18 protein-coding genes are annotated in these 23,643 nt (G+C 59.0%); 12 read left to right on the top strand and 6 right to left on the bottom strand.

Features of this window, described 5'->3' with window-relative positions:
• The first annotated feature begins 15 nt into the window (after nt 1-15).
• From JBE38_RS05180 to JBE38_RS05165, 4 genes are all read left to right on the top strand, one after another.
• A complete protein-coding gene (locus tag JBE38_RS05180) occupies nt 16-3,195 on the top strand; it encodes an efflux RND transporter permease subunit (RefSeq protein WP_205343742.1) in 3,180 nt (1,059 codons plus the stop codon).
• Nucleotides 3,192-4,607, top strand: coding sequence for an efflux transporter outer membrane subunit (locus JBE38_RS05175; protein ID WP_060752820.1), 1,416 nt, complete (start codon nt 3,192-3,194; stop codon nt 4,605-4,607). The genes JBE38_RS05180 and JBE38_RS05175 overlap by 4 nt, the downstream gene beginning before the upstream one ends.
• 373 nt (nt 4,608-4,980) lie before the next feature.
• Nucleotides 4,981-6,168 (top strand): MFS transporter, encoded by a 1,188-nt coding sequence (locus tag JBE38_RS05170; protein WP_205343741.1) that lies wholly within the window; start codon nt 4,981-4,983, stop codon nt 6,166-6,168.
• 204 nt (nt 6,169-6,372) lie between these two features.
• Nucleotides 6,373-6,897 (top strand): hypothetical protein, encoded by a 525-nt coding sequence (locus tag JBE38_RS05165; protein ID WP_126870620.1) that lies wholly within the window; start codon nt 6,373-6,375, stop codon nt 6,895-6,897.
• Nucleotides 6,898-6,957: 60 nt separating this feature from the next.
• Here the strand turns inward: JBE38_RS05165 and JBE38_RS05160 are convergent, their stop codons facing one another.
• Together JBE38_RS05160 and JBE38_RS05155 are read right to left on the bottom strand one after the other, a co-directional pair.
• Complete coding sequence (locus JBE38_RS05160; RefSeq protein WP_205343740.1) at nt 6,958-7,338, bottom strand: hypothetical protein; 381 nt, start codon at nt 7,336-7,338, stop codon at nt 6,958-6,960.
• A gap of 212 nt (nt 7,339-7,550) precedes the next feature.
• Entirely contained in the window at nt 7,551-8,573 is a 1,023-nt protein-coding gene (locus JBE38_RS05155; protein WP_205343739.1) for an AraC family transcriptional regulator, read from the bottom strand.
• Nucleotides 8,574-8,742: 169 nt separating this feature from the next.
• Between JBE38_RS05155 and efeU the strand changes: the two genes are divergently transcribed.
• Genes efeU through efeO (JBE38_RS05135) form a run of 4 tightly spaced genes read left to right on the top strand, consistent with a single transcriptional unit; the run spans nt 8,743 to nt 12,964 of the window.
• Entirely contained in the window at nt 8,743-9,588 is an 846-nt protein-coding gene (gene efeU, locus JBE38_RS05150; protein WP_198763115.1) for an iron uptake transporter permease EfeU, read from the top strand.
• Between the two features lie 10 nt (nt 9,589-9,598).
• On the top strand, nt 9,599-10,801 hold the full coding sequence (gene efeO / locus JBE38_RS05145) for an iron uptake system protein EfeO (protein WP_205343738.1): 1,203 nt from the start codon (nt 9,599-9,601) through the stop codon (nt 10,799-10,801).
• 14 nt (nt 10,802-10,815) lie between these two features.
• The gene (gene efeB, locus JBE38_RS05140; protein WP_205343737.1) at nt 10,816-12,120 is read left to right on the top strand and encodes an iron uptake transporter deferrochelatase/peroxidase subunit; all 1,305 of its coding nucleotides are present in this window, start codon (nt 10,816-10,818) and stop codon (nt 12,118-12,120) included.
• Nucleotides 12,121-12,145: 25 nt separating this feature from the next.
• Nucleotides 12,146-12,964, top strand: a complete 819-nt coding sequence (efeO, locus tag JBE38_RS05135) for an iron uptake system protein EfeO (protein WP_104993549.1) — start codon at nt 12,146-12,148, stop codon at nt 12,962-12,964.
• A 47-nt stretch (nt 12,965-13,011) separates the two neighbouring features.
• Here the strand turns inward: efeO (JBE38_RS05135) and JBE38_RS05130 are convergent, their stop codons facing one another.
• Nucleotides 13,012-16,683: a hypothetical protein gene (locus tag JBE38_RS05130; RefSeq protein ID WP_240202422.1), complete on the bottom strand. Its 3,672-nt coding sequence runs from the start codon at nt 16,681-16,683 to the stop codon at nt 13,012-13,014.
• A 152-nt stretch (nt 16,684-16,835) separates the two neighbouring features.
• Complete coding sequence (pssA, locus tag JBE38_RS05125) at nt 16,836-18,179, bottom strand: CDP-diacylglycerol--serine O-phosphatidyltransferase (protein ID WP_205343736.1); 1,344 nt, start codon at nt 18,177-18,179, stop codon at nt 16,836-16,838.
• A 124-nt stretch (nt 18,180-18,303) separates the two neighbouring features.
• On the opposite strand from pssA, the gene JBE38_RS05120 reads away from it, so the two are divergent.
• Nucleotides 18,304-18,876, top strand: coding sequence for a TetR/AcrR family transcriptional regulator (locus tag JBE38_RS05120; RefSeq protein ID WP_060752813.1), 573 nt, complete (start codon nt 18,304-18,306; stop codon nt 18,874-18,876).
• 45 nt (nt 18,877-18,921) lie between these two features.
• Nucleotides 18,922-19,401, top strand: coding sequence for a nuclear transport factor 2 family protein (locus JBE38_RS05115; RefSeq protein ID WP_205343735.1), 480 nt, complete (start codon nt 18,922-18,924; stop codon nt 19,399-19,401).
• A 179-nt stretch (nt 19,402-19,580) separates the two neighbouring features.
• Here the strand turns inward: JBE38_RS05115 and JBE38_RS05110 are convergent, their stop codons facing one another.
• The gene (locus tag JBE38_RS05110) at nt 19,581-20,738 is read right to left on the bottom strand and encodes a PQQ-dependent sugar dehydrogenase (protein ID WP_205343734.1); all 1,158 of its coding nucleotides are present in this window, start codon (nt 20,736-20,738) and stop codon (nt 19,581-19,583) included.
• 12 nt (nt 20,739-20,750) lie between these two features.
• The gene (locus JBE38_RS05105) at nt 20,751-21,065 is read right to left on the bottom strand and encodes a hypothetical protein (protein WP_205343733.1); all 315 of its coding nucleotides are present in this window, start codon (nt 21,063-21,065) and stop codon (nt 20,751-20,753) included.
• 184 nt (nt 21,066-21,249) lie between these two features.
• Between JBE38_RS05105 and ku the strand changes: the two genes are divergently transcribed.
• Nucleotides 21,250-22,083: a non-homologous end joining protein Ku gene (ku, locus tag JBE38_RS05100; RefSeq protein ID WP_060752809.1), complete on the top strand. Its 834-nt coding sequence runs from the start codon at nt 21,250-21,252 to the stop codon at nt 22,081-22,083.
• Between the two features lie 23 nt (nt 22,084-22,106).
• Nucleotides 22,107-23,642 carry a DNA ligase D gene (gene ligD / locus JBE38_RS05095; protein WP_205343732.1) on the top strand — a complete coding sequence of 512 codons (1,536 nt, stop codon included), beginning with the start codon at nt 22,107-22,109 and terminating at the stop codon, nt 23,640-23,642.
• The last annotated feature ends 1 nt before the right edge of the window (nt 23,643 follow it).

The raw sequence follows: 23,643 nt of genomic DNA, 5'->3' as shown, positions 1-23,643 counted from the left end.
GGGATACGACTCAAGATGAATTTTTCCAAGTTCTTCATTTCGCGGCCGATCTTCGCAGCGGTGCTCTCGCTGTTGATCCTGATCGCCGGTGCGATCTCGCTGTTCCAACTGCCGATCAGCGAATACCCGGAAGTGGTGCCGCCGACCGTCGTGGTACGCGCCAACTTCCCCGGCGCCAACCCCAAAGTCATCGGTGAAACCGTGGCCGCTCCGTTGGAGCAAGCCATCACCGGCGTCGAGAACATGCTGTACATGTCCTCGCAGTCGACCGCCGACGGCAAGCTGACCCTGACCATCACCTTTGCCCTGGGCACCGACCTGGACAACGCGCAGGTACAGGTACAGAACCGTGTGACCCGGACTCAGCCGAAGCTGCCTGAGGAAGTGACGCGCATCGGTATCACCGTGGACAAGGCCTCTCCCGACCTGACCATGGTTGTGCACTTGACCTCCCCGGACAAGCGTTACGACATGCTCTACCTGTCCAACTACGCCTTGCTCAATGTGAAGGATGAGCTGGCACGCCTGGGCGGCGTGGGTGACGTGCAGTTGTTCGGCATGGGCGACTATTCCCTGCGCGTCTGGCTGGACCCGAACAAGACCGCTTCGCGCAACCTGACCGCGACCGATGTGGTCACCGCGATTCGCGAACAGAACCGCCAAGTGGCCGCGGGTGCACTGGGTGCGCAACCGGCTCCGAATGCCACCAGCTTCCAGTTGTCGGTGAACACTCAGGGCCGCCTGGTAACCGAGGAAGAGTTCGAGAACATCGTCATTCGCTCGGGCGAAAACGGTGAAATCACGCGCCTGAAAGACATCGCACGGGTGGAACTGGGTTCCAGCCAATATGCCCTGCGCTCGTTGCTCGACAACCAGCCGGCGGTGGCGATCCCGATCTTCCAGCGTCCGGGCTCGAACGCGATCGAAATCTCCAACGAAGTCCGCGCCAAGATGGCGGAACTCAAGCAGAACTTCCCGCAAGGCATGGACTTCAGCATCGTCTATGACCCGACCATCTTCGTGCGCGGCTCGATTGAAGCGGTGGTACACACGCTGTTCGAAGCACTGATTCTGGTGGTGCTGGTGGTGATCCTGTTCCTGCAGACCTGGCGCGCCTCGATCATCCCGTTGGTGGCCGTGCCGGTCTCCTTGATCGGTACCTTTGCGGTGATGCACCTGTTCGGCTTCTCGCTTAACGCGTTGTCGCTGTTCGGCCTGGTATTGGCCATCGGTATCGTGGTGGACGACGCCATCGTGGTGGTGGAAAACGTCGAACGGAACATCGAGCTGGGCCTGGACCCGTTCCCGGCGACCGAAAAAGCCATGAGCGAAGTGACCGGCCCGATCATCGCGACCGCGTTGGTACTGTGCGCGGTATTCGTGCCGGCGGCCTTTATCAGCGGCTTGACCGGGCAGTTCTACAAGCAGTTCGCGCTGACCATTGCGATCTCCACGGTGATCTCGGCGTTCAACTCGCTGACCTTGTCGCCGGCGCTGGCTGCGGTACTGCTCAAAGGGCATGACGCTCCGAAAGACGGCTTCTCCCGGTTCCTCGACAAATTGCTCGGCGGCTGGTTGTTCAAACCGTTCAACCGTTTCTTCGACAAGGCCAGCCATGGTTATGTCGGCACCGTGCGCCGCGTGATTCGTGGCAGTGCTATCGCGCTGTTCCTGTACGCCGGTTTGATCGTCCTGACCTGGCTGGGCTTTGCCCACACCCCAACCGGTTTCGTACCGGCCCAGGACAAGCAATACCTGGTGGCCTTCGCGCAATTGCCGGACGCCGCGAGCCTGGACCGCACCGAAGACGTGATCAAGCGCATGTCCGATATCGCCCTGAAACAACCGGGCGTGGAAGCGGCGGTGGCGTTCCCGGGCCTGTCGATCAACGGTTTCACTAACAGCCCGAACAGCGGCATCGTGTTCGTGACCTTGAAGCCGTTCGACGAGCGTAAAGACCCGAGCATGTCGGCCGGTGCGATTGCCGGTGCGCTGAACGGCAAGTACAGCAGCATCCAGGAAGCCTACATGGCGATCTTCCCACCGCCGCCGGTACAGGGCCTGGGGACGATTGGCGGCTTCCGCCTGCAGATTGAAGACCGTGGCAACCTGGGTTATGACGAGCTGTACAAAGAAACCCAGAACATCATTGCCAAGAGCCATAACGTGCCGGAGCTGTTTGGCCTGTTCACCAGCTACACCGTCAACGTACCGCAGGTCGATGCCGCCATCGATCGCGAAAAAGCCAAGACCCACGGCGTGGCGATCAGCGACATCTTCGACACCCTGCAGATCTACCTGGGTTCGTTGTATGCCAACGACTTCAACCGCTTTGGCCGTACCTACCAGGTCAACGTGCAGGCTGACCAGCAGTTCCGCCTGGATGAAGACCAGATCGGCCAGTTGAAAGTGCGTAACAACAAAGGCGAGATGATCCCGCTGGCGACCTTCATCAAGGTCAGCGACACCTCGGGCCCGGACCGTGTAATGCACTACAACGGCTTTATCACCGCCGAAATCAACGGCAACGCCGCACCGGGCTACAGCTCCGGCCAGGCTCAGGCGGCGATTGAAAAACTGCTGAAAGAAGAACTGCCCAACGGCATGACCTACGAGTGGACCGACCTGACTTATCAGCAAATCCTCTCGGGCAATACCGCGCTGTTCGTATTCCCGCTCTGCGTACTGTTGGCGTTCCTGGTACTGGCCGCCCAATACGAAAGCTGGAGCCTGCCGCTGGCGGTGATCCTGATCGTACCGATGACGCTGCTGTCGGCCATTACCGGGGTGATTATCTCGGGCGGCGACAACAACATCTTCACCCAGATCGGCTTGATCGTACTGGTGGGCCTGGCCTGTAAGAACGCGATTCTGATCGTCGAGTTCGCCAAGGATAAACAGCAGGAAGGCCTCGACCCGCTCGCTGCGGTACTGGAAGCCTGCCGTCTGCGTCTGCGGCCGATCCTGATGACCTCGTTCGCCTTCATCATGGGTGTGGTGCCCCTGGTGTTGTCCAGCGGTGCCGGTGCCGAGATGCGTCATGCCATGGGCGTGGCGGTGTTCTCCGGGATGATCGGGGTGACCTTCTTCGGGCTGTTGCTGACGCCAGTGTTCTACGTACTGATCCGTCGCTATGTGGAGCGCAGCGAAACGCGCAAAGCGGCCAAGGCCTTGAAGCTGGAGACACAGCAATGAGTGTGAAAGTATTTTTGCCGAGCCTGCTGGTACTCGCACTGAGCGCGTGTGCGGTCGGCCCGGACTACAAAACCGAGAAGCTGGAGGCGGCCAATATCACGGCCGCCGCCGACACCAAAAGCTATGACCATGCCAAATACGAAGGCATCTGGTGGCAGCAGTTCGACGATCCGACCCTCAACCAACTGGTCACCCAGTCACTGAGCGGTAACCGTGACTTGCGCGTCGCCTTCGCCCGTCTGCGGGCGGCGCGGGCCATTCGCGATGACGTGGCCACCGACATCATGCCGGTGGTGACCTCGCGGGCCAGCAGTGACGTGGGTAAAGGCCAGATCCCGGGTCAGACTACCAAGCGCGTCAACAGCGAGCGCTACGACCTGGGGCTGGACATGGCCTGGGAAGTCGACTTGTTCGGCCGCATCCGCCGCAACCTGGAGGCCAGCGACGCCGACCAGCAAGTGGCCGAAGCCGACCTGTACCAACTGCAAGTCACCATGATTGCCGAACTGGTGGACGCCTACGGCCAACTGCGCGGCGCTCAATTGCGTGAACGCATTGCCCTGGACAACCTGAAGAACCAGCAGGAATCGCGCGCCATCACCGTCAGCCTGCGTGATGCCGGTGTGGGCGATCAGCTCGATGTGGAACGCGCAGACGCCCGCCTGGCGGCGGTTGAAGCCAGCGTGCCGCAATTGCAGGCCGAACAAGTGCGCGAGCGCAACCGCATCGCCACCCTCCTCGGCCAGCGCCCCGACAAGCTGAGCGTGGACCTGAGCCCGAAAGACCTGCCGGCGATCGCCAAGGCATTGCCGATCGGCGATCCGGGGCAGTTGCTGCAACGTCGCCCGGACATCCTCAGTGCCGAACGCAAACTGGCCGCCGCCACCGCACGTATCGGCGTGGCCAAGGCCGACCTGTTCCCACGGGTCAGCCTCAGCGGCTTTCTCGGCTTTACCGCCGGGCGCGGTTCGCAGATTGGTTCAGCGGCCGCCAACGCCTGGTCCCTCGGCCCGAGCATTACCTGGGCCGCCTTTGACCTCGGCAGCGTGCGTGCCCGCTTGCGCGGCGCCAACGCCGAAGCCGATGGCGCCCTGGCAACGTATGAGCAGCAAGTGCTGCTGGCGCTGGAAGAGTCGGAAAATGCTTTCAGTGACTACGGCAAACGCCAGCAGCGCCTGGTTTCGCTGATCCGTCAAAGCGAATCCAGCCGCGCCGCCGCCGACCTCGCAGCGATCCGCTACCGCGAAGGCACCGTGGACTTCCTGGTCCTGCTCGACGCCCAACGCGAACGCCTGGCCGCCGAAGACGCCCAGGCCCAGGCCGAAGTTGACTTGTATCGCGGGATTGTCGCGATCTACAAGGCCCTGGGTGGCGGCTGGCAGCCGGACACGGTGGTCGCCAGCGCCAAATGATGTAAAGCGCTCCTTTGGTTGGTCGCATCCAGCCAATTTTTAGCCCTGCGGTCCATTCGGTCGCGGGGCTTTTTTTGTTTTGGGGGGCCTAAAATGTTGAAGGTTGTTACTGTAAGTCAGATGAGAAGTCTTTTGTAAGTAAGGTCCTAATACCGCGCTGTGTCTGGTGTTGAGGCTTAGAGAGTGCTTATTGCGGCTGCTATTTTTTATGACTCATATGTGTTGACACATAGAACTACAAAATTTGATGACTCAAAACCAGATGCATTAGCCTTAAACTTAAGCCCCAGCCCTTTTGAACCCACAGAAAATGTTCGCGTACAAACTTCAAAAAAACAAGAACGACAACCTGTATTATTCGTTGTCGATATTAATGAATATGGATGTTCAGAGAAGTCTATTTGTACTTTACCTGCTTCAACTTGGAATCAACCAGGGAGAAATAGGCATCCTTCAATCCTTTTTATTCTTTTCTTCAGTGGCGTTAGAAATCCCCTCTGGTTTGCTAGCAGATCGATATGGTCGCAAATGTTCGCTTATAATCGGCTTTTTAGGGTTGTTTACAAGCGGGGTTGGCTTTTTACTATTTTCAGACTTCATTCCTTTCGCAATTATCTTTTGCCTGTTCGGCGCGAGCATTGCCATGGGCTCGGGCTCGGATCGGGCGCTATTATACGATAACTTATTGGCTGAAAATCGGGCTGAAGATTACCCTAAAATATTATCGCGTGCGCGTGCTATTGGTGCGATATCGTTAGGTTTGTCCATGCTGGTTGGTGGTGTATTACAAGACACATGGTCCTGGAATGGTGTTTATGTTTCCTTTGCGATCTCAAAGCTTATGGGGGCTATTGTCGTAACGTTCATTCCCGAAATAAAATTCCCGTCCATTTCTTTATCCCACGATAAAGAGATCGACGTCACTCATGAAAAAGCAGAAGGAATTTTTACCTCGCTCGTTAAATTTTTTCGCTCTAAAAACGGCGCCTTCCTCATCCCCTTATTTATTGGATTCGCTTTACTCGAACTTTCAACGATTCCTTTATTTATCTATGGGCAGCCATTTTTCTCCTTGCAGGGTTTAGCGATACCTTTCATTGCAGGCATTTATGCTGCCATTGAAGGCATCTCGGCAATCATGTTCATGTTTGCTGGGTTTATTTGCTCCAGATTTTCTCTCGGGATAATTGCTTTCACTACAACCATTATTGTTACACCTCTTCTTTTGGTCCTATCAATGGATATCGGAACAACCGCTTCAATTGCGATCTTTCTGTTGATCATGTCGCTTCCCGCTATTTATGAGACATCATATGAAACCTATATCCACGATAATGTCGAATCGCGAATCCGAGCATCCTGTCTCTCCGTTGCGAACCTAGTCAACTCAGTTATTATTGGATTTTCCTATACTGTTTTCGGTGGATTACTCGAAAAATATGGTTTTTCGTTAACTTTAATTATAGTTGCAATCGCCTGTTTTATTGGTTTGTTCGGTGTGGGTTTAACGTTACTGGCGGGTACACAAAAGATTGATTTAGAGAACAAGAGTCTTGGGTAGGCCCGAATTCTCAGGAGGCTCAGTTGGCGCTGCTTCTGACCCGGAAAGCCGGTGACGGATCAAGCTGTCAGAACCGATTGTAGGGTTCTGTAGGCAACTTCTAAATATTCTTCACAGCCTACTTAAGCTATGACTATTGAGGCGATTGATTCTAGTATCAGGCTGCGCAGTAAATATTGGCAAGTGATAACGGAGGTCATCACCATGGCAATTGTACCCACGATTGAACTCGCACAACGGTCAAAGGCCACCAGCCCTTATCTCATCAAAAACCCTAAAGAAGTCAAAAACGCATTTTCTATAACGGACGATGCCAAGGCAACCGAGATACTGAAAACTAGCGACAACAAGAAGGTTGCCGAGTTAAAGGATTTTTTGAAAACTTACGATATGGCATCGATCAGTACACGCGAACTAAAGAAAGTAGGCAGAGAACTTTACGATAGCGGAGCGATTGACGTAATGACATTTGGAATGTTCATAAGCGGAAATGGAGAGTTCGATGCCAATGGCAATCAGGCAAATACGCACGTTAAATTTAACGCCATCGCGTTATTCAATGAGAAGTTAGAAGAGTATGCTAAATTTCTCGAGGAATTCCCCGGTCACGCTACACAGGATAATCTGAGATGGAAACAGGCAATGGTCGCAGCCAATCATGCTATCGGTGCCCTCATGCACTTCGCCAACTCATCCAACCCTAAGCTTTCTGTGGATGATCAGGCATGATTGCGACACTTAGCCAGCAGTGAGCCCATCAACAGCTTGGGCTCACTGCTGACACGCTCTTCAGCGACCGTACTTGACAGTTCCCAAGTAGACTTTAGGTGCAGCATCAGGATTTTTTATCATCACCCGATAAGTACCAAATGAACCGCTATACAAAACATTACTACCCGTATTTCCTGCCACCTGGGCCCACGACGAACCTATTTCCTTATGTATCGATAGCTGAGGTGGCCTTCCGCGGTCTACCGCAGTAATGGTTGCATCAATGTTCGCATTCAGGCACCCATTCGCGGAGGTTATGGTAAAGGGTCCGTAGGCCACTTTTTCGCTTTCTCCTTCCAGTATTCCCGTATAGGTGTCCGTAATAGACCAACACCCAGCAAACGCTTGAAAGGACATAAAAGCCAACATCAAAACGGCAAAGGCAAAAAACCTTTTCATGATTTCCATCCTCACAGTTGAACGACAGGTTGATCAAGTGACCTACCTATCCCCCAACCCCTCAGACAGAACTACAGGTAGGAATCACCTACCTACAATGCACGTTTTATAACCCTGAATATGCCAGACGCGTCCTATCATCAAATAAGCCAACGCTGTCATACCCAGGAGAAAGTCTTGGTCAGTTATTTCCTAGTCCCGCAGGGCGGCAACTAAAACCGGCTGTGTTCATTCAGAATCAAACTTCGATAATGCCCAGGATTGGACCCCGACCACTTACGAAATGCCTTATAAAATGAACTTGCATCGGCAAACCCCAGCCGCGCTGCGATTTCAGCGAAGCTGATCTGCGGTTCGGCCAGCCAGACAATCGCCAGTTCCTTGCGCACGCTGTCCTTGAGGCCCTGGTAGGTCTGCCCTTCTTCCGCCAGACGGCGGCGCAGGGTGGAGGCGGAAATACATAGGCGGGTCGCCAGACCCTCGGTTTCCGGCCAGGTCTCGGGGGGCATTTGGCGCAGGTCGTGTTTGAGGCGATTGGCGAGGCTATCAGGGTCGCGGTATTTGACCAGGATGTTGGCCGGCGCGTGGGCCAGGAAGCGCTTGAGTTCCTCGTCACTGCGCTTGATCGGCAGGTCGAGGCAGTCTGCGGAAAAGATCATGCGCGTGCGTGGCCGATCAAAACGCAGGTTGTCGGAAAACATCACTTGGTAATCGTCGCAAAAGTCCGGCTGCGCGCAACGCAACTCGATGGCCAGGATCGGAATCCGGCGCCCCGCCAGCCAACACGCCACCCCGTGGACAATCATCCAATAGGTAAAATAGGTAAATGCCCGATTGGGTTGCGCCTCGGGTTCCACCAACACGATTTCCGCCAGACTCTGCTGGCGGACCAGTTGCGCGGGCAACCGCTCGAGCATCAGCGACAGAAACCCCAGCGCGGTTTCCAGGCCGTCGGCCAGGGTCGGTTGCGCGATGGCGGCGCGGCAGAGAAACGCCAGGCTGCCGGATTTGAGCTTGCGCGGGTCCATTCCGAAAAATTCATCGTCCATGCGCCGCGCCAACAAACGCCACAACCGCGCATACGCCGTCGCCGGCACACGGGCGTCGCCCTGCTCCAACGCCGCCGGGTCGATACCGGCCTTACTCAGTACTTCGGCAATCGCCATGTCGCACGCACAGCTCTGCAGCAGCGCCTCACGCACAAGATGGATGGAGATGGTGTCTTTTTCCGCCATGGGGAATGGGCTTTTCAACGGCGCATAAGCAAGGCCTGCATCATAAAGGCGCTTGCGATTCGCCACCACCGTTCAGCCTCGGTTCAGCGAAAGTCAATATTTCTTGTTTAGCAATGAGTATCATTATGTTACAAATTGCCATCCCATCCAGTCATGATTGCGGTGCCGAATGCTTGTTCCTTTTTTAATCATGCTGCGCGAAGGCATTGAAGCCGCATTGATCGTTGGCATCATCGCCAGTTACCTGCAACAGACCGGCCGTGGCCAATGGATGCCCGCCGTGTGGATCGGCGTATTTCTCGCCGCCGCCCTGGCCCTGCTGGTAGGCGGTGGCCTGGAGCTGGTCAGCGCTGAGTTCCCGCAGAAACAACAGGAGCTCTTCGAAGGCGTCGTAGGGTTGATCGCCGTGGGCATCCTCAGTTCCATGGTGTTCTGGATGCGCAAGGTCGCACGCTCCATCAAGCACAGCCTGCATGAGTCCCTCGACCACGCCCTCGCTGGTTCAAAACACCAAGTGTTCGCGCTGATCGCCATGGTGTTTTTCGCCGTGGCCCGTGAGGGGTTGGAGACGGTGTTCTTCCTGCTGGCCGTGTTCCAACAGAGCGAAGGCCCCGGCGCGCCGATCGGTGCCCTGCTCGGCTTGATCCTGGCGATTGTGGTCGGCTTGCTGATCTATTCCGGCAGCATGCGTTTGAACCTCGGCGCGTTCTTCCGCTGGACCGGCCTGTTCATTCTGGTGGTCGCCGCCGGCATCCTCGCCAACTCAGTGCAGGCCTTGCATGAAGCCGGCGTGTGGAATCACCTGCAAACCGTGCTGTTTGACTTCAGCGCCGCGCTGCCCATGGACAGCCCGCTGGGCTCGGTGCTGGCCGGTATGTTCGGTTACCAGGAAGCGCCGACCGTCAGCACCCTGGGCGCTTATCTGATTTATCTGGTGGTGGCCCTGGTGATGTTCTTCCTGCCTTCGGCGCCCGCCAAACCCATTACCAAACCTTCCTCCGCTTCCAGCCAGTAAGGACCGCCTCTTGTCCAACCCAACCCCTCAACCGGCCCCACCGTCCCGCGCCCTGCGCTGGGCCGTGGCCGGCTCGGTGGTCGTGATGATCGCCGCCGGTGGCCTGTTCTACTACGCCTCGCAGTTGGCCGCGGCCAAACGCCAGAGCAACCACAATGAAATCGCCGTGACCATCCACAGCCACGCCTGTGAACCCAACGCGCTGACCGTGCCCGCCGGGCGTGCCAGCTTTCGTATCATCAACCGCTCCGACCGTGCGGTGGAATGGGAAATCCTCGACGGTGTGCTGGTGGTCGAAGAGCGCGAAAACATCGCGCCCGGCTTGAGCCAGGTGATCAACGCCAACCTGTTGCCCGGCGACTACGCCATCACCTGCGGGCTGCTGAGCAACCCACGCGGCACCCTGCATGTGACGCCGACTGCCGAGTCCGACGCACAGGCCAAGGCCAAGCCGTCGATGGTGGCGTTTATCGGCCCACTGTCGGAGTTTCGCGTGTATCTGAGCAGCCAGGGCAGCACGCTGGTCAAGGCCGTGACCGCCCTGCAGCAAGCCATTGACGCCGGTGACCTGGCCCAGGCGCAGGCGCTGTATGTGCCGGCCCGCGAAGCCTACCAACGGCTGGCGCCCGCCTCCCAGCGCCTGGCCGAACTGGAGAACGCCATCAACGCGCGTGCCGACTACTTTGAAAAGCGCGAGCAAGACCCCGCGTTCAGTGGCTTCCACCGCCTGGAATACAGCCTGTTCCAGCAGCACAACCTGGACGGCCTGGCACCGGTTGCCCAACGCCTGGTCAGCGATGTCACCCAGCTCAAGCAACAATTGCTGACGCAGTCGCTGCCACCGGAACAACTGGTCGGCATCGTGGTACGCAACCTCAACAGCCTGGCGGACACGCGTGCGATCAGCGGTGAAGAAGAACGCTACAGCCACGTCGACTTGAACGGCTTTGCCGCCAACCTTGCGGTGGCACGCAAGGTGGTCGACCTGATGCGCCCACTGTTGACCCAATCCGCTGCCGACCTGTTGCCCAAGGTCGACAGCGCGCTCGACGCGTTCGATGCCGAACTCAATGGTTTCAAAGTCGACGGTCAATTCAGCCGCTACGACAGCGTTACGGCCGATCAGCGCAAGCAGATCGCCGACAAGGCCAAGGCTCTGGCCGTTGCACTCGATGGAATCGACCCCGCCCTTGGCCTTTCCGGCCTGCAGTGAAGACGACCGCACACATGAGTGATTCTGAACACACCAACCTCCAACGTCGTCGTGTCCTGTTGGGCATGGCGGCCACCGGCGCGGCGATTGCCGGCAGTGCCCTGACCTGCCCGGCCATGGCCGCCGCAGCCGAGCAAGTCACCACCGCACCGCGCAGCGACAAGACCCAGGACCACCAGGATTTCTTCGGCAAACACCAAACCGGCATCGTCACCCCGCGCCCGGCCTGCGGCATGGTAGTGGCGTTCGATGTACTGGCCGGCGACCGCGAAGACCTGGAGCGTCTGTTCCGTACCCTGAACGAACGCATCCACTTCCTGATGACCGGCGGCCCCGTGCCGCAAGTCGACCCGAAACTGCCGCCGACCGACTCCGGCATTCTCGGCCCGGTGGTGACACCGGACAACCTGACCATCACCGTATCGGTGGGTGAATCGCTGTTCGATGAGCGCTTCGGCCTGGCGGCGGTCAAGCCCAAGCGCCTGATCCGCATGGTCGGCTTTCCCAATGATGCATTGGAGCCGGCGCAGTGCCATGGCGACTTGAGCCTGCAGTTTTCCTCCAACACCACCGACACCAATATCCACGCCCTGCGCGACATCGTGAAAAACCTGCCGGACCTGCTGCTGGTGCGCTGGAAACAGGAAGGCAGCGTTCCGCCCCAGGCCCCGGCCAAACCCGGCGAACCGGCCCAGAGCGCGCGCAACTTCCTCGGTTTTCGCGATGGTTCGGCCAACCCGAATTCCAACGACGACAAAGCCATGGACCAGATCGTCTGGGTGCAACCGAGCAGCGATGAACCGGCCTGGGCCGCCAACGGCAGCTATCAGGCGGTGCGGATCATCCGCAATTTCGTCGAGCGCTGGGACCGTACCCCGCTGCAGGAACAGGAAAGCATTATCGGTCGGGTCAAACCCACGGGCGCGCCCATGGATGGCCAGCACGAAAGCCAGGTGCCGGACTACAGCAAAGACCCGGAAGGCAAGTTGACCAAGCTCGATGCCCACATCCGCCTGGCCAACCCGCGTACGCCGCAGACCCAGGCCAACCTGATCCTGCGTCGGCCGTTCAACTACTCCAACGGCGTCAATAAAAACGGTCAGCTGGACATGGGGCTGTTGTTCATCTGCTACCAGGCTGACCTGGAGAAAGGCTTTATCAGCGTGCAAACCCGGCTCAACGGCGAGCCCCTGGAGGAATACCTCAAGCCGGTCGGCGGCGGGTACTTCTTCACCTTGCCGGGCGTCACGGGGCCCAAGGACTTCCTCGGGCGTACGCTGCTCGCGGCCTCGCACCCTCAAACCACTGCCAATACCTAAAACAAACCCAGAGCGGATACGTCCCATGAAGAAGTCGTCTATCGCGTTGTCGTTGTTAATGAGCCTTTCGCCGCTGGCCGCTTTCGCCGCCACTGCGCCGCTGGACCTGGTAGGCCCGGTGTCGGACTACAAGATCTACGTCACCGAAGAAATCGGTGAACTGGTCACCCAGACCCAGGCGTTCACCGACGCCGTGAAGAAAGGCGACCTGGCCACCGCCAAGAAACTCTATGCGCCGACCCGCGTGCACTACGAGTCGATTGAGCCGATCGCCGAATTGTTCAGCGACCTCGACGCGTCTATCGACTCGCGTGTCGACGATCACGAGAAAGGCGTTGAAGCCGAAGACTTCACCGGCTTCCACCGTATCGAATACGCGCTGTTCTCCAAAAACACCACCGAGGGCCTGGGCGCCCTGGCCGATAAGCTGAACGGCGACGTCAAGGACCTGCAGACCCGCGTCGAAGGCCTGACCTTCCCGCCCGAGAAAGTCGTCGGCGGCGCTGCTGCGCTGCTCGAAGAGGTCGCGGCCACCAAGATCTCCGGCGAAGAGGACCGCTACAGTCACACGGACCTGTATGACTTCCAGGGCAACGTCGACGGCGCGAAGAAAATCGTCGATCTGTTCCGTGGCCAGATCGAGAAGCAGGACAAGGCCTTCCTGGCCAAAGTCGACAAGAACTTCGCCACCGTGGACAAGATCCTGGCCAAGTACAAAACCAAGGATGGCGGTTTTGAGACCTACGACAAGGTCAAGGAAAACGACCGCAAGGCCCTGGTCGGCCCGGTCAATACCTTGGCCGAAGACCTGTCGACCCTGCGCGGCAAGTTGGGCTTGAACTGACCTTTGCGCACGCCTTCGCCACTGTCGCGGCGAAGGCGTCTGTGAGGTCAGGCGGCCGACGGCTGAAAGCCCTGCAGGGGCGCCCCTTCAGGCTTGAAGGTGTGCGGGTTGATCGCATACCACAGGTTGTTTTTCTGCACGGCGTACAACGGGCGTCCGGCACAGGTGCCGGCGCGGCTGCCAGCCGGTTGGCCGGATTCTGCGTTGACGCTGGAGTACACGCCTGCTCCCCAGCGACACTTTTCAAACACGGTTGCAGGCAGGTAGATATCCGCCCCCAGGGCGCGCAACTCTCCGCGCATGAAGTTTTTACCGAAAGCCGCCACCTTCTGCCCCGTTTTCAATACCCCAATGGCGCCATCCAACGGGTTGAGCACGCTGCGAAAAAACGGCGAGGCCCCCGCGAACCCCTGCATGGAAAATGCCCTGCCATTAAATGGCAATACCACTTTCAGCCCTCTGTAAAAGCTCTTCACACCCGCTAACCCACCGGTCACTGCGAACGAGGCGAAATCGATCAATATGCCGCGTACCCCTTGCGCCGTCTTGCCCTCCGCGACATCGGCGAAGGCGCCGACAAACGGCAGCAGGCCCAAGACCATCCGCAGGTTTTCAGGGCCGAAAACGTCCTCGGAGCCAAACGGGAATGCCCGGCGACGTTGATAGTCGGTGGGCTGGTTGGCATAGCGGAGCAAAGGCTCACGCGGCATGGCAAAGCTGTTACTCAGTACGCCCTCGACAATGCGGCCGATCTTTGCGCTGCTGAACGTCGTGGGCACCGGCAGCTGTGCGTGCTTTGGATGTCCGGGTATCAACGTGGCAGGCAGGTCGGTCGCGGCCTTTTCGATGATGACCGATGACTGCACGCCGGCTTTCGGCTCGCTGCCGGTTTTATACGCCGCGAAATCAAAGCTGGCAGGTCTTGTGTGTCGGAACTCCTGCCGCACATAGGCAAAGGGGCCATAGGGTTTCTGTCCCAGTTCGACCTGCCCGCCCAGCGGCAGCGTGTAGTTCAAGTCGGTGCGCTTGACGATACGCATGGCGCCGGGGAACACCTCGAAATACCCGAACCGAGGCTCGACGGCGCCGGTCTCGTAACGGATCAACGTGCCATGCGTGCCCTTGTGTTCGGCCACCTTGGAATCGGCGCCTTCGTCGTCCTCAATGGCCTCGCCGGTCTCCTCGCGCAAACTGAAGAATTCGATTTGCCCCACTTCAAGGGCCTTACGGTCTTCCAGCGGCAACTGCGCAAACATGAGTTTGAGTACCGTGGCCTGGGCCGCACGGCAATCAGCCACGTAGCGCTCGATGGCGGGCGCTACCAGCGGTGCGATTTTCGGCAGTTTTTTGATCCGCTCATCAAAATCCGCCTGGGAAATGCGTGGATGTTCGAACTTGTACTTCGCTTTACCGGCGCGGTATTCGTTCAGCCACGTGTTGAACGCGACCAGCGCACCCGGCGAGTCTTGTTCCGCCAGAAGAAACTCAGTCAACAAAACCTCATGGGGTTGGCCGTGCTGCCTGGGATCCGCCACCCGCCGCAAGGTGAAGCCACGGATTTCATCTTCGCTCATCTCGGGAAACAGTAGCGTCAATTGCTCGACAAGCAGGCGGGTCATCGAGGGCGGCTCGGCCGTCAGCGTCTGGAAGGCGTCGCGGAGGCTGTTTTGCTGCTCGGTGAAGGCTTGTGCAGCCGCCTGGTAGTTTTGCGCGGTGTATTTGCCGTCCAACGGCTTGGGAAACACGCCGGCCATCACGGCCCACTCCAACAAAGGCAGGGTGCCCACACCTTTGATCAACGCCTCCTGCTCCGGGTTTTGCGGTTGCAAGCGTGCCAGGGCATTGACTTGCGTTGCGTTCATCGCCCGCGAACTGCCTGGCCCGGCGAGCGCTTCGGCGATCCCACAGCCCAGACGCATGGCGAGCCATGCCGGGGAACCCATCCGCACGTCATCGGGGTTTTGCTTGAGTACTTGGGGTATTGAGGCAGGCAGTTGTGGGTCGGGCTTGAGCAACATTTCCGGCGCAGCCTGTGCCAGGAACATATGCGCCAGAAACGGCGCACTTTCAGCGCTGGCGCCTTTTTCCCGCAGGTGCCGCTCGATGTCGGCACGCACCTCTTTTTGCGTGCGCCCGAAATTGGCAGGCTGATAAATCGCGTAGCCGGCTACTTCTCCTGGTTTGCCCGGCAGGCTGCCCTGAAGGTTGAGCTTGAGCGCCGTAGCGAGCAACGCATGACGCTGCGCCCTGGGTAACGGCTGACCATCAGCCACGTCGAAAAGCTTGAGTTCCTTGGCCAAGGCTTCGGCCTGGGTCACGGCAGCGGGCGAATCAAAAAAAGCGGTCAACCGCCGGTCAGGGTCTGCAGACAACGCCTGCCAGGGGTCCGGGGTGGCCAGGAAGCTATCGAACAAACCGGCGACGCTCGCCGCGCCAGTCGTTAGCACTTCACAGTCAGCCTCCGTCAATGCGCCCGGTGTCCAGGTGTAGGGGGTCAAAGCTGCGTAGTCAGCGGTGAGCGGCGGCTCAGGCCATCGCGTGTCGAGCCAAGCCTGCACGTCGCGGCCTTGCTCGAGCGTCGTGGGCGAACTCAGGCCAAAGAAATCCAGTGCCTGGCGCATATCCCAAGTATCGGTGGAGTACAGGGCGTTGCCGGTTTTCTGACTTTGCTCGACCAAGGCTTGTAACCGGCTCTTCATTGCCTGCACGCCAGGGTCGGGATTCTTGCCAACTTCGTCATCGAAGTAGGCTTGCAGGGACCGCCACGTGCCCTTCGCATCACACTGTTGAAGCTCGCCCTGACTGATTCTGAAACGGTCACCGACGCTGTCCAGGCCGATTTTCTCAAGAAAGTCCCGAAACGCTGGTGAGGCGAGCAGCTCGACAAAGGCTTGGCGTGGCAATTGGCTGTTGCGCTCCAGAGAAGAGCCCGGTGGCGCCACATAGGCTTGCTCATCCAACCGCAGAGCCTCGCCCTCCTTCAGGCCTCGCAAGCGCTGGCGAAGTTGTTCGGCCAAACCGCTGCGAGCGGTTGCATCGCTGTTCGCCGTCACTGTGCGGGTAAAAGCGTCGCGCCACTGCTGGCGCTTCTCAACGCTGATGGGCGGCCAGCCATTACGCTTGAGCTGTGCCCCCAGCGCGGGTGCCGCCTGCTCGTTCTTCGCAGGTTGCACCCCATAAAAATCCAGGATGATATCCCGCGGGATCGGCTCGGAGGGCATGTTGGCGGGAATCCCCAAGTCACTCGGCGAGAGTATTTTTTGCACCTTGCGAAGCTTGCCACTGGCCTCCCACCAGCCGGAACCATCGGTGGTGGTAAACCGTACGAAGGTGTCTTTTCCATCGCGACTGACCACGCCCACCACACTGTCGCTGAACACGCGCACCGTAGAGATCTTCAAGCCCTTGGCGCGAAACCAGTCCTGCACTGGCGGCTCGCTGAGTGCCTGTTGGTATTGACTGATAAACGGCCCAATCGAGGCATTTCGCGGGATAAGCGGCTCAGGGGCAACCCCTGAACTCAGCCAGCGCCCCACCTTGGTCTGCAGGGTTGCATCGCCTTTGGGCGCGTTTTCTTCGGAGGGGAATCGGCGTGGCGCTTCAGCTACGGCAGCCGTGGCGCCACGTTTGTCTCGCGTTGACGGATTCGGCACCGCCCCATCCGACGCAGGAGGCAGGTGGGAGAACCGGTTGTAAGGGTTTACCTGGATAAGCGACATTTCTATTTCCTCTCTACCAGTCAGAATGGTGAGAGTTCTCGTCCGTAAGAACTGTCGAGAGGAAATCTACAAGTCGCAATTGGGCTCTTTCGTAAGCCAAGTCCCAAAAAGATGCAGGCAGAAACCGGGAATTATCTTGTGACGCTCAGCGCTTACAGAATCCGGTACAACAACCGCTCAATCCGCACCCGACTGACCCGCCGTAAAAACTTGCCTACGGCCGGGGGGTAGTCCACCAGCGACTGCAACTGTTGATAGCCGGCAATCCGCGTGGTGTGCTGGAAAATTTGCGCCAGCTCCGCACGTCGCGGCGCCAGCCATTGGCCCTGGGGGTCATCGATCAGCAAACCGTTTTCCAGGTCGAGGCGGAACGCTCGCGGGTTGAGGTTATTGCCCGTGAGCAAGGTGTAGCGTTGGTCGACCCACATGCCCTTGAGGTGGTAGGTGTTGTCGCCGTCGCGCCACAGGTGCAGGTTCAACTGGCCACTGTCGATCACCGGCTGATGCCGCTTGGCGAAGCGGCGCAGGCTGATTTCGTAGAGGTACGGCAACGCCGCGATCACCTTGAACGGCTCGCTGGGCGGGATGTAGAAATCGTTGGCGGTTTTGTCACCGACGATGATGTCGACCTTCACGCCTCGCGCCAGGGCACGGTTGAGCTCCCGAGTCACAGGCAGTGGCAGGTTGAAATACGGGGTGCAGATGGTCAGCTGATGCTGGGCGCTGGCGATCAGTTCTAGGACGACCCGGTTCAGCGGGTTGTTCTTGCCCACGCCCAGCAACGGGCTGACGGCCAGGTGGTTATTGGGCAACTGCCCGGCGGTGGTGTCGTAGGCCGCATGTTTCAGGCGGCTGCGCAGGTCGCCGATGTCGTTGCGCAGGCTGCGGGTGGTGGGCGGGTTGGGCAGGTCCAGGCGATGCACCGCCTTGGAAGCGACCAGGCCATGCTCCACCAGATGCTGCATGGAGTCGGCCAGCGGCTGGCTGTGGATCAAGTGGTAGCGGTCATAACGGTATTTGTCGAACTTGTGCAGGTACACGTTGTTCAGGCTCGCGCCGCTATACAACACGCTGTCGTCGATCACGAAGCCCTTGAGATGCAACACGCCGAACAGTTCGCGGGTTTGCACCGGCACGCCGTAAACCGGCACCTCGCTGGCATGGCTTTGGGTCATGGCCTGGTACCAGGCGCTGTTGCCGGGTTGCTTGCCGGCGCCGATCAGGCCCCGTTGTGCACGCAGCGAGTCGACCACGACCACAATGTCCAGCTCCGGCCGTGCGGCCTTGGCGGCATGTAACGCGTCGTAAATCTCCTGCCCCGCTTCGTCGTGCTGCAAATACAGCGCAACGATGTAGATACGCCGAGTGGCCTGGGGAATCTTTTCCAGCAGGCAACGCCGGAACGCCTCGGCGCCGGACAGCACGTCAATGGCCCCGGGGGTGATTGGAAAACCGCGAAGTTTGGGCAACAGGGAGCGTTTGAAGAACGACGGCATAAGGCTCGCAATGGGTCGAATCCGAAGAGGCCACGAGCTTACACCATGGGTGCGCTCAGGTCTCGCAGTCAGGCATTGAAAAAGTTTATTGACCAAGAAGAACGATCGTTCTACTGTTAGCCACATGAACGACATGACTCCCAGTGAAACCCGCGACATTATCCTCGACGTCACCGAGAAGTTGATCTATCGCCACGGCATCGCCGCCACCGGCATGGATTTCTTGGTGAAAACCGCCGGTGTGTCGAGAAAAAGCATTTATCGCTACTTCGCCAACAAGGACGAGTTGGTGATCGCCGCCCTGCAACGCCGCGATGAGCGCTGGATGCAGTGGCTGCGCGCAGAAGTGGAACGCAGCGAAAGCAGCGGCGAGCGCCTGCTGGCGCTGTTCAGTGCGCTGAAAACCTGGTTTGCGTCCGCGGACTTTCGTGGCTGCGCCTTCATCAACACCAGCGGCGAAACCGGTGACGCGCAAGACCCGGTGCGGCTGTTGGCCAAAGCCCATAAACAGAAACTGTTCGAGTACGCACTTGAACTGTGTGAAGCACATGGCACCCCCGACCCGCAACAGCAGGCCGCGCAACTGCTGATATTGATCGATGGTGCGATAACCGTTGCCTTGGTGATGGGCGATTCAACAGCCGCTGATAATGCGCAATGCATGGCGCGAACGTTATTAGGACTTGAGAACGCGTAAATCCGGCAACTCTCGATAACCCTTATTGTGTCAAGGAACTGCCCAATGTCATCTCTCCCGGAAACACGCCCGCCTTTGCCGCCCTTTACCCGCGAGTCGGCGATCGAAAAAATTCGCCTGGCCGAAGACGGCTGGAACTCCCGCGATCCACAGCGAGTATCCCTGGCCTACACCCTGGATACGCAATGGCGTAACCGCGCCGAATTTGCCCACAACCGCGAAGAAGCCAAGGGCTTCCTCACCCGTAAATGGGCCAAGGAGCTGGACTATCGGCTGATCAAGGAATTATGGGCGTTTACCGATAACCGGATTGCGGTGCGGTATGCCTATGAATGGCACGATGACTCCGGCAACTGGTTCCGTTCCTACGGTAACGAGAACTGGGAGTTCGACGAAAACGGCCTGATGGCGAACCGCTTTGCCTGCATCAATGACCTGCCGATCCAGGAAAGCGAGCGCAAATTCCACTGGCCGCTGGGCCGACGTCCGGATGATCATCCGGGGCTGTCCGAACTAGGGCTCTAAACATTTAGAGCGGACGACGGTTAACCTGTGGCCAGGGAGCTTGCTCCCGTTGGACTGCGTAGCAGGCCCAGTCTTTTCAAACCAAAAACTGGGGCCGCTTCGCGGCCCAACGGGAGCAAGCTCCCTCGCCACAGTGACAGCAGCAAGCCCTGACTGACTGGCATTGCACGGCAACACACTCAGTCCTGGTTCAGGCCAACCCTGTACAACACGCCGTCATCCTCATCCGTGAGCACATACAGATAGCCATCCGGGCCCTGCCGTACATCGCGGATGCGGGCTTTCAAGCCGCCGAGCAAACGCTCCTCATGGATCACCTTGTCGCCATCGAACTGCAGGCGTATCAGTTCCTGGCTGGCCAAGGCACCAATGAACACGTTGTGCTGCCAGGGTTTGAAACGATCAGCATCGTAAAACGCCATGCCACTGATGCCCGGTGATTTCTCCCAGACGTGATGGGGCGCCACGGTGCCTTCCACTTCCTTGCCCTTGGCCTCCGGGATCGGCGTCAGCGAATAGTCGATGCCGTGAGTCGCCAGCGGCCAACCGTAATTCTTGCCACGCTCAATGAGGTTGATTTCATCACCACCGCGAGGCCCATGTTCGTTTTCCCAGATCGTGCCGCTCCACGGGTTCATTGCCAGACCCTGCGGGTTACGCTGGCCATACGACCAGATTTCGGGGCGTACGCCCTGCTGGCCGACAAAGGGGTTGTCCTCCGGCACCCGGCCATCCGGGAAGATGCGCACCACCTTGCCTTGCAACTTGTCCAGGTCCTGGGCCGTCGGGCGATCGTTGTTTTCACCCAAGGTCACAAACAGGTAGCCATCACGGTCGAAAGCCAGGCGCGAGCCGAAGTGGTTACCGGTCGACAACTTGGGTTCCTGGCGCAGGATGACCTTGAAGTCCTTCAAGCCGCTCAAGTCATCGGCCAGGCGCCCACGCCCGACGGCGGTACCGGCCTTGCCCCCCTCGCCACCGCCTTCGGCGTAGGACAGATACACCAGGCGGTCCTGCTTGAAGTCCGGTGACAGCACGACGTCAAGCAAGCCGCCCTGCCCTTTGGCCCACACCTGAGGTACGCCGGTCAGCGGTGCCGACAGTTTGCCGTCCGGGCTGACGAACCGCAGGTGGCCAGGACGCTCAGTCACCAGGAAACCTTGTTTATCCGGCAGGAATGCCACGGCCCATGGATGCTCCAGCCCTTTGGCGACGGGCGTGACGCTGATGCTGCCCTGCTCGCTGGGAAACTGTTGAGCCTGCGCCGCAAACACGGCCGTCAATGGAAGTAGCGTGGTTGCACACATCGCGGCTAGCAGGGTTTTGCGTAGAAACATAAGACGTCGTCCTTACCGGCGATTGCCGTTGGCATCATAGGTGGGTGCTTTGGTTTCGGTCGCGGGCCGGCTGGGGGCGCTGTCGCGCTGGGGATAGCGATTGCCGATACCGCCGTTTTCCAGGGTCGGCGCGGGGCCGCTGGGAACGGCCGGGATACCCCGAGTGGGCGGCGTATTGGGCACCGTGCCCTGCATGCTGTTGGGGTTGGCCCGATGAATAGGGCTGTTGTTGGTATCAAAGTGGCCGGGCAGATTTTGCGCCTGGGCCAAGGGCACCAGCGCCAGGCCCAACGCCAATGCAGCGAAATGACGTACACAACGGTTCATGACTATGCCTCTCTGAAGCGGACAACACGTGCTTTCGATAACACGCTACGCCTAGGGTTCGGCATTCGTAACTAAATACTTTCTGATCAGGTGTAACACGATCTGTCCGTGCATCCCTCCGTCGAAACTTTTTCCCGAGCCGGCCAGTCACCAGAAGACCGGCACTTCTCAAGGAATCGCACTTATGCCACGAGCAATCTGGAAAGGCGCCATCAGTTTCGGACTGGTCCACATCCCTGTCTCCCTGGTCTCGGCGACGTCTTCACAAGGCGTCGATTTTGATTGGCTGGACAAACGCAGCATGGACCCGGTGGGTTACAAACGCATCAACAAGACCACCGGCAAGGAGGTCACCAAAGAGAACATCGTCAAGGGAGTGGCCTATGAAAAGGGTCGCTACGTGGTGCTCAGCGAAGAAGAAATCCGCTCAGCTCACCCCAAGTCGACCCAGACCATCGAAATCATCGCCTTTGTCGCCAGCGACCAGATCCCCCTGCAAAACATTGACACGCCCTACTTCCTGGCCCCTGACAAACGCGGCGGCAAAGTCTATGCGCTGCTGCGCGAAACCCTGAAGAAAACCGGCAAGGTCGCCCTGGCCAATGTCGTGCTGCACACCAAGCAGCACCTGGCGGCGCTGATGCCACTGGAATCGGCCCTGGTGCTGGTCATGCTGCGTTGGCCCGCCGAAGTGCGCAGCCTGGACGAACTGGAATTGCCCAGCGACGTCACCAAGCCAAGCCTGGCCAAGGGCGAGCTGGAAATGGCCAAGCGCTTGGTGGAGGACATGAGCGCCGACTGGCAACCGGACGATTATCGCGACAGCTTCCAGGACAAGATCATGGCGCTGGTCGCGAAGAAGGCCAAGGCCGGCAAGATCGAAGACGTGGAATCCAGCGAAGGCAGCGAGGAACGTAAGACCGCCGACGTGATTGACCTCACGGAATTGCTCAAACGCAGCCTGGCCGGCAAACCGGCGAAAAAAGCCGCCCCCAAAAAACCGCGCAAAGCTTCCTGAGCCGACCAAAGGAGCCCCTTGCCATGCCCAAGCCCCTGAGCGAATACAACCGTAAACGCGACTTCGAGATCACCGCAGAGCCCTCCGGCAGAGCGCCAGGCAACACGCGAGAGGCAGGCGCCCTGTCGTTTGTCATCCAGAAGCACGCCGCACGCAACCTGCACTATGACTTTCGCCTGGAGTTGGACGGCGTACTCATAAGCTGGGCTGTGCCCAAAGGCCCCAGCCTGGACCCGAGCCAGAAACGCCTGGCGGTGCATGTCGAAGACCATCCGCTGAGCTACGGGACCTTCGAAGGCAGTATCCCGGCCGGTCAATACGGTGCCGGCGATGTGATCGTCTGGGACCGGGGCATCTGGCAGCCCCACGATGACCCGCACAAAGCCTATCGCGCCGGCAGGCTGAAATTCACCCTGGTCGGTGAAAAGCTCTCCGGCGACTGGGCCTTGGTGCGTACCCGCCTCCAGGGCAGTGGCGCCAAGGAACAATGGCTGCTGATCAAGGAAAAGGACCCGCAGGCACGCCCGGCCACCGACTACGATATCGTCGAGGCCGAACCGAACAGCGTTATCAGCAACGCTTCGGTGGGTAAACACACAGCGCGAACCCAGCCTTCTCACGCGCCTGTCGCCGTCCCGGCACAACGCTCCGCGCAAAAGCGCGCCCCGCGTAGTCAGCTGAACATCACCCATGCCGACCGCGTCATAGACCCGCAGAGCGGCACGCAAAAGCAGCAATTGGCGCAGTTCTATGCACAGATCAGTGATTGGATTCTGCCGTTCCTGCGGCACCGGCCGGTGTCGCTGCTCAGGGCGCCAGAAGGCATTGAGGGCGAACAGTTCTTCCAGAAGCACTCAGAGCGCCTGGCCATTCCACATATCAAGCACCTGGAACCTGCGCTGGACCCAGGCCATGCGCGCCTGATGGAGATCCGCACCACCGACGCGCTGATCGGCGCCGTGCAGATGGGCACGATCGAACTGCACACCTGGGGCGCCACCACGGACAAGATCGAAACACCGGACCAATTCGTACTCGACCTTGACCCGGACCCGGCGCTGCCTTGGAAAAACATGCTGGAGGCGGCGCAACTGACGCTGTCGGTACTCGATGAGCTGGGGCTCGACGCATTCGTCAAGACCAGCGGCGGCAAAGGTTTGCACCTGATCGTGCCATTGGCACGCAGGGACGGCTGGGACACCGTCAAAGCGTTCGCCAAGGCCATCGCACAGTTCATGACCCGGTCACTGCCTGAACGCTTCACGGCCACCAGCGGCCCGAAAAACCGGGTCGGCAAGATCTTTGTCGATTACCTGCGCAACGCCCGTGGCGCCAGTACCGTTGCCGCCTATTCAGCCCGCGCACGACCTGGCCTGCCCGTGTCGGTGCCGATCAGTCGGGATGAATTGAAGGGATTGCAAGGCGCCCAGCAGTGGACGGTGGCGAACCTGCAGGAACGCCTGCAAGGTTTGAAGAACGACCCATGGGCCGGTTATGCCAACCGGCAGCGGATCAGCAAAAAGATGTGGGACAGGCTGGGCGCGCAACCACCGCAGTGAT

Origin of the sequence: Pseudomonas sp. ICBG1301, assembly GCF_016918385.1 — a bacterium.
Classification (GTDB): domain Bacteria; phylum Pseudomonadota; class Gammaproteobacteria; order Pseudomonadales; family Pseudomonadaceae; genus Aquipseudomonas; species Aquipseudomonas palleroniana.
The sequence above is the reverse complement of the archived record's forward strand: the minus strand, read 5'-3'. Positions and strand labels throughout refer to the sequence as shown.

Excerpts from the sequence above, each read along its gene's own strand:
- JBE38_RS05180 (WP_205343742.1), top strand. The coding sequence starts at position 16 with ATGAATTTTTCCAAGTTCTTCATTTCGCGGCCGATCTTCGCAGCGGTG.
- JBE38_RS05175 (WP_060752820.1), top strand. The coding sequence starts at position 3,192 with ATGAGTGTGAAAGTATTTTTGCCGAGCCTGCTGGTACTCGCACTGAGC.
- JBE38_RS05170 (WP_205343741.1), top strand. The coding sequence starts at position 4,981 with ATGAATATGGATGTTCAGAGAAGTCTATTTGTACTTTACCTGCTTCAA.
- JBE38_RS05165 (WP_126870620.1), top strand. The coding sequence starts at position 6,373 with ATGGCAATTGTACCCACGATTGAACTCGCACAACGGTCAAAGGCCACC.
- JBE38_RS05160 (WP_205343740.1), bottom strand. The coding sequence starts at position 7,338 with ATGAAAAGGTTTTTTGCCTTTGCCGTTTTGATGTTGGCTTTTATGTCC.
- JBE38_RS05155 (WP_205343739.1), bottom strand. The coding sequence starts at position 8,573 with ATGGCGGAAAAAGACACCATCTCCATCCATCTTGTGCGTGAGGCGCTG.
- efeU (WP_198763115.1), top strand. The coding sequence starts at position 8,743 with ATGCTTGTTCCTTTTTTAATCATGCTGCGCGAAGGCATTGAAGCCGCA.
- efeB (WP_205343737.1), top strand. The coding sequence starts at position 10,816 with ATGAGTGATTCTGAACACACCAACCTCCAACGTCGTCGTGTCCTGTTG.
- efeO (WP_104993549.1), top strand. The coding sequence starts at position 12,146 with ATGAAGAAGTCGTCTATCGCGTTGTCGTTGTTAATGAGCCTTTCGCCG.
- JBE38_RS05130 (WP_240202422.1), bottom strand. The coding sequence starts at position 16,683 with ATGTCGCTTATCCAGGTAAACCCTTACAACCGGTTCTCCCACCTGCCT.
- pssA (WP_205343736.1), bottom strand. The coding sequence starts at position 18,179 with ATGCCGTCGTTCTTCAAACGCTCCCTGTTGCCCAAACTTCGCGGTTTT.
- JBE38_RS05120 (WP_060752813.1), top strand. The coding sequence starts at position 18,304 with ATGAACGACATGACTCCCAGTGAAACCCGCGACATTATCCTCGACGTC.
- JBE38_RS05115 (WP_205343735.1), top strand. The coding sequence starts at position 18,922 with ATGTCATCTCTCCCGGAAACACGCCCGCCTTTGCCGCCCTTTACCCGC.
- JBE38_RS05110 (WP_205343734.1), bottom strand. The coding sequence starts at position 20,738 with ATGTTTCTACGCAAAACCCTGCTAGCCGCGATGTGTGCAACCACGCTA.
- JBE38_RS05105 (WP_205343733.1), bottom strand. The coding sequence starts at position 21,065 with ATGAACCGTTGTGTACGTCATTTCGCTGCATTGGCGTTGGGCCTGGCG.
- ku (WP_060752809.1), top strand. The coding sequence starts at position 21,250 with ATGCCACGAGCAATCTGGAAAGGCGCCATCAGTTTCGGACTGGTCCAC.
- ligD (WP_205343732.1), top strand. The coding sequence starts at position 22,107 with ATGCCCAAGCCCCTGAGCGAATACAACCGTAAACGCGACTTCGAGATC.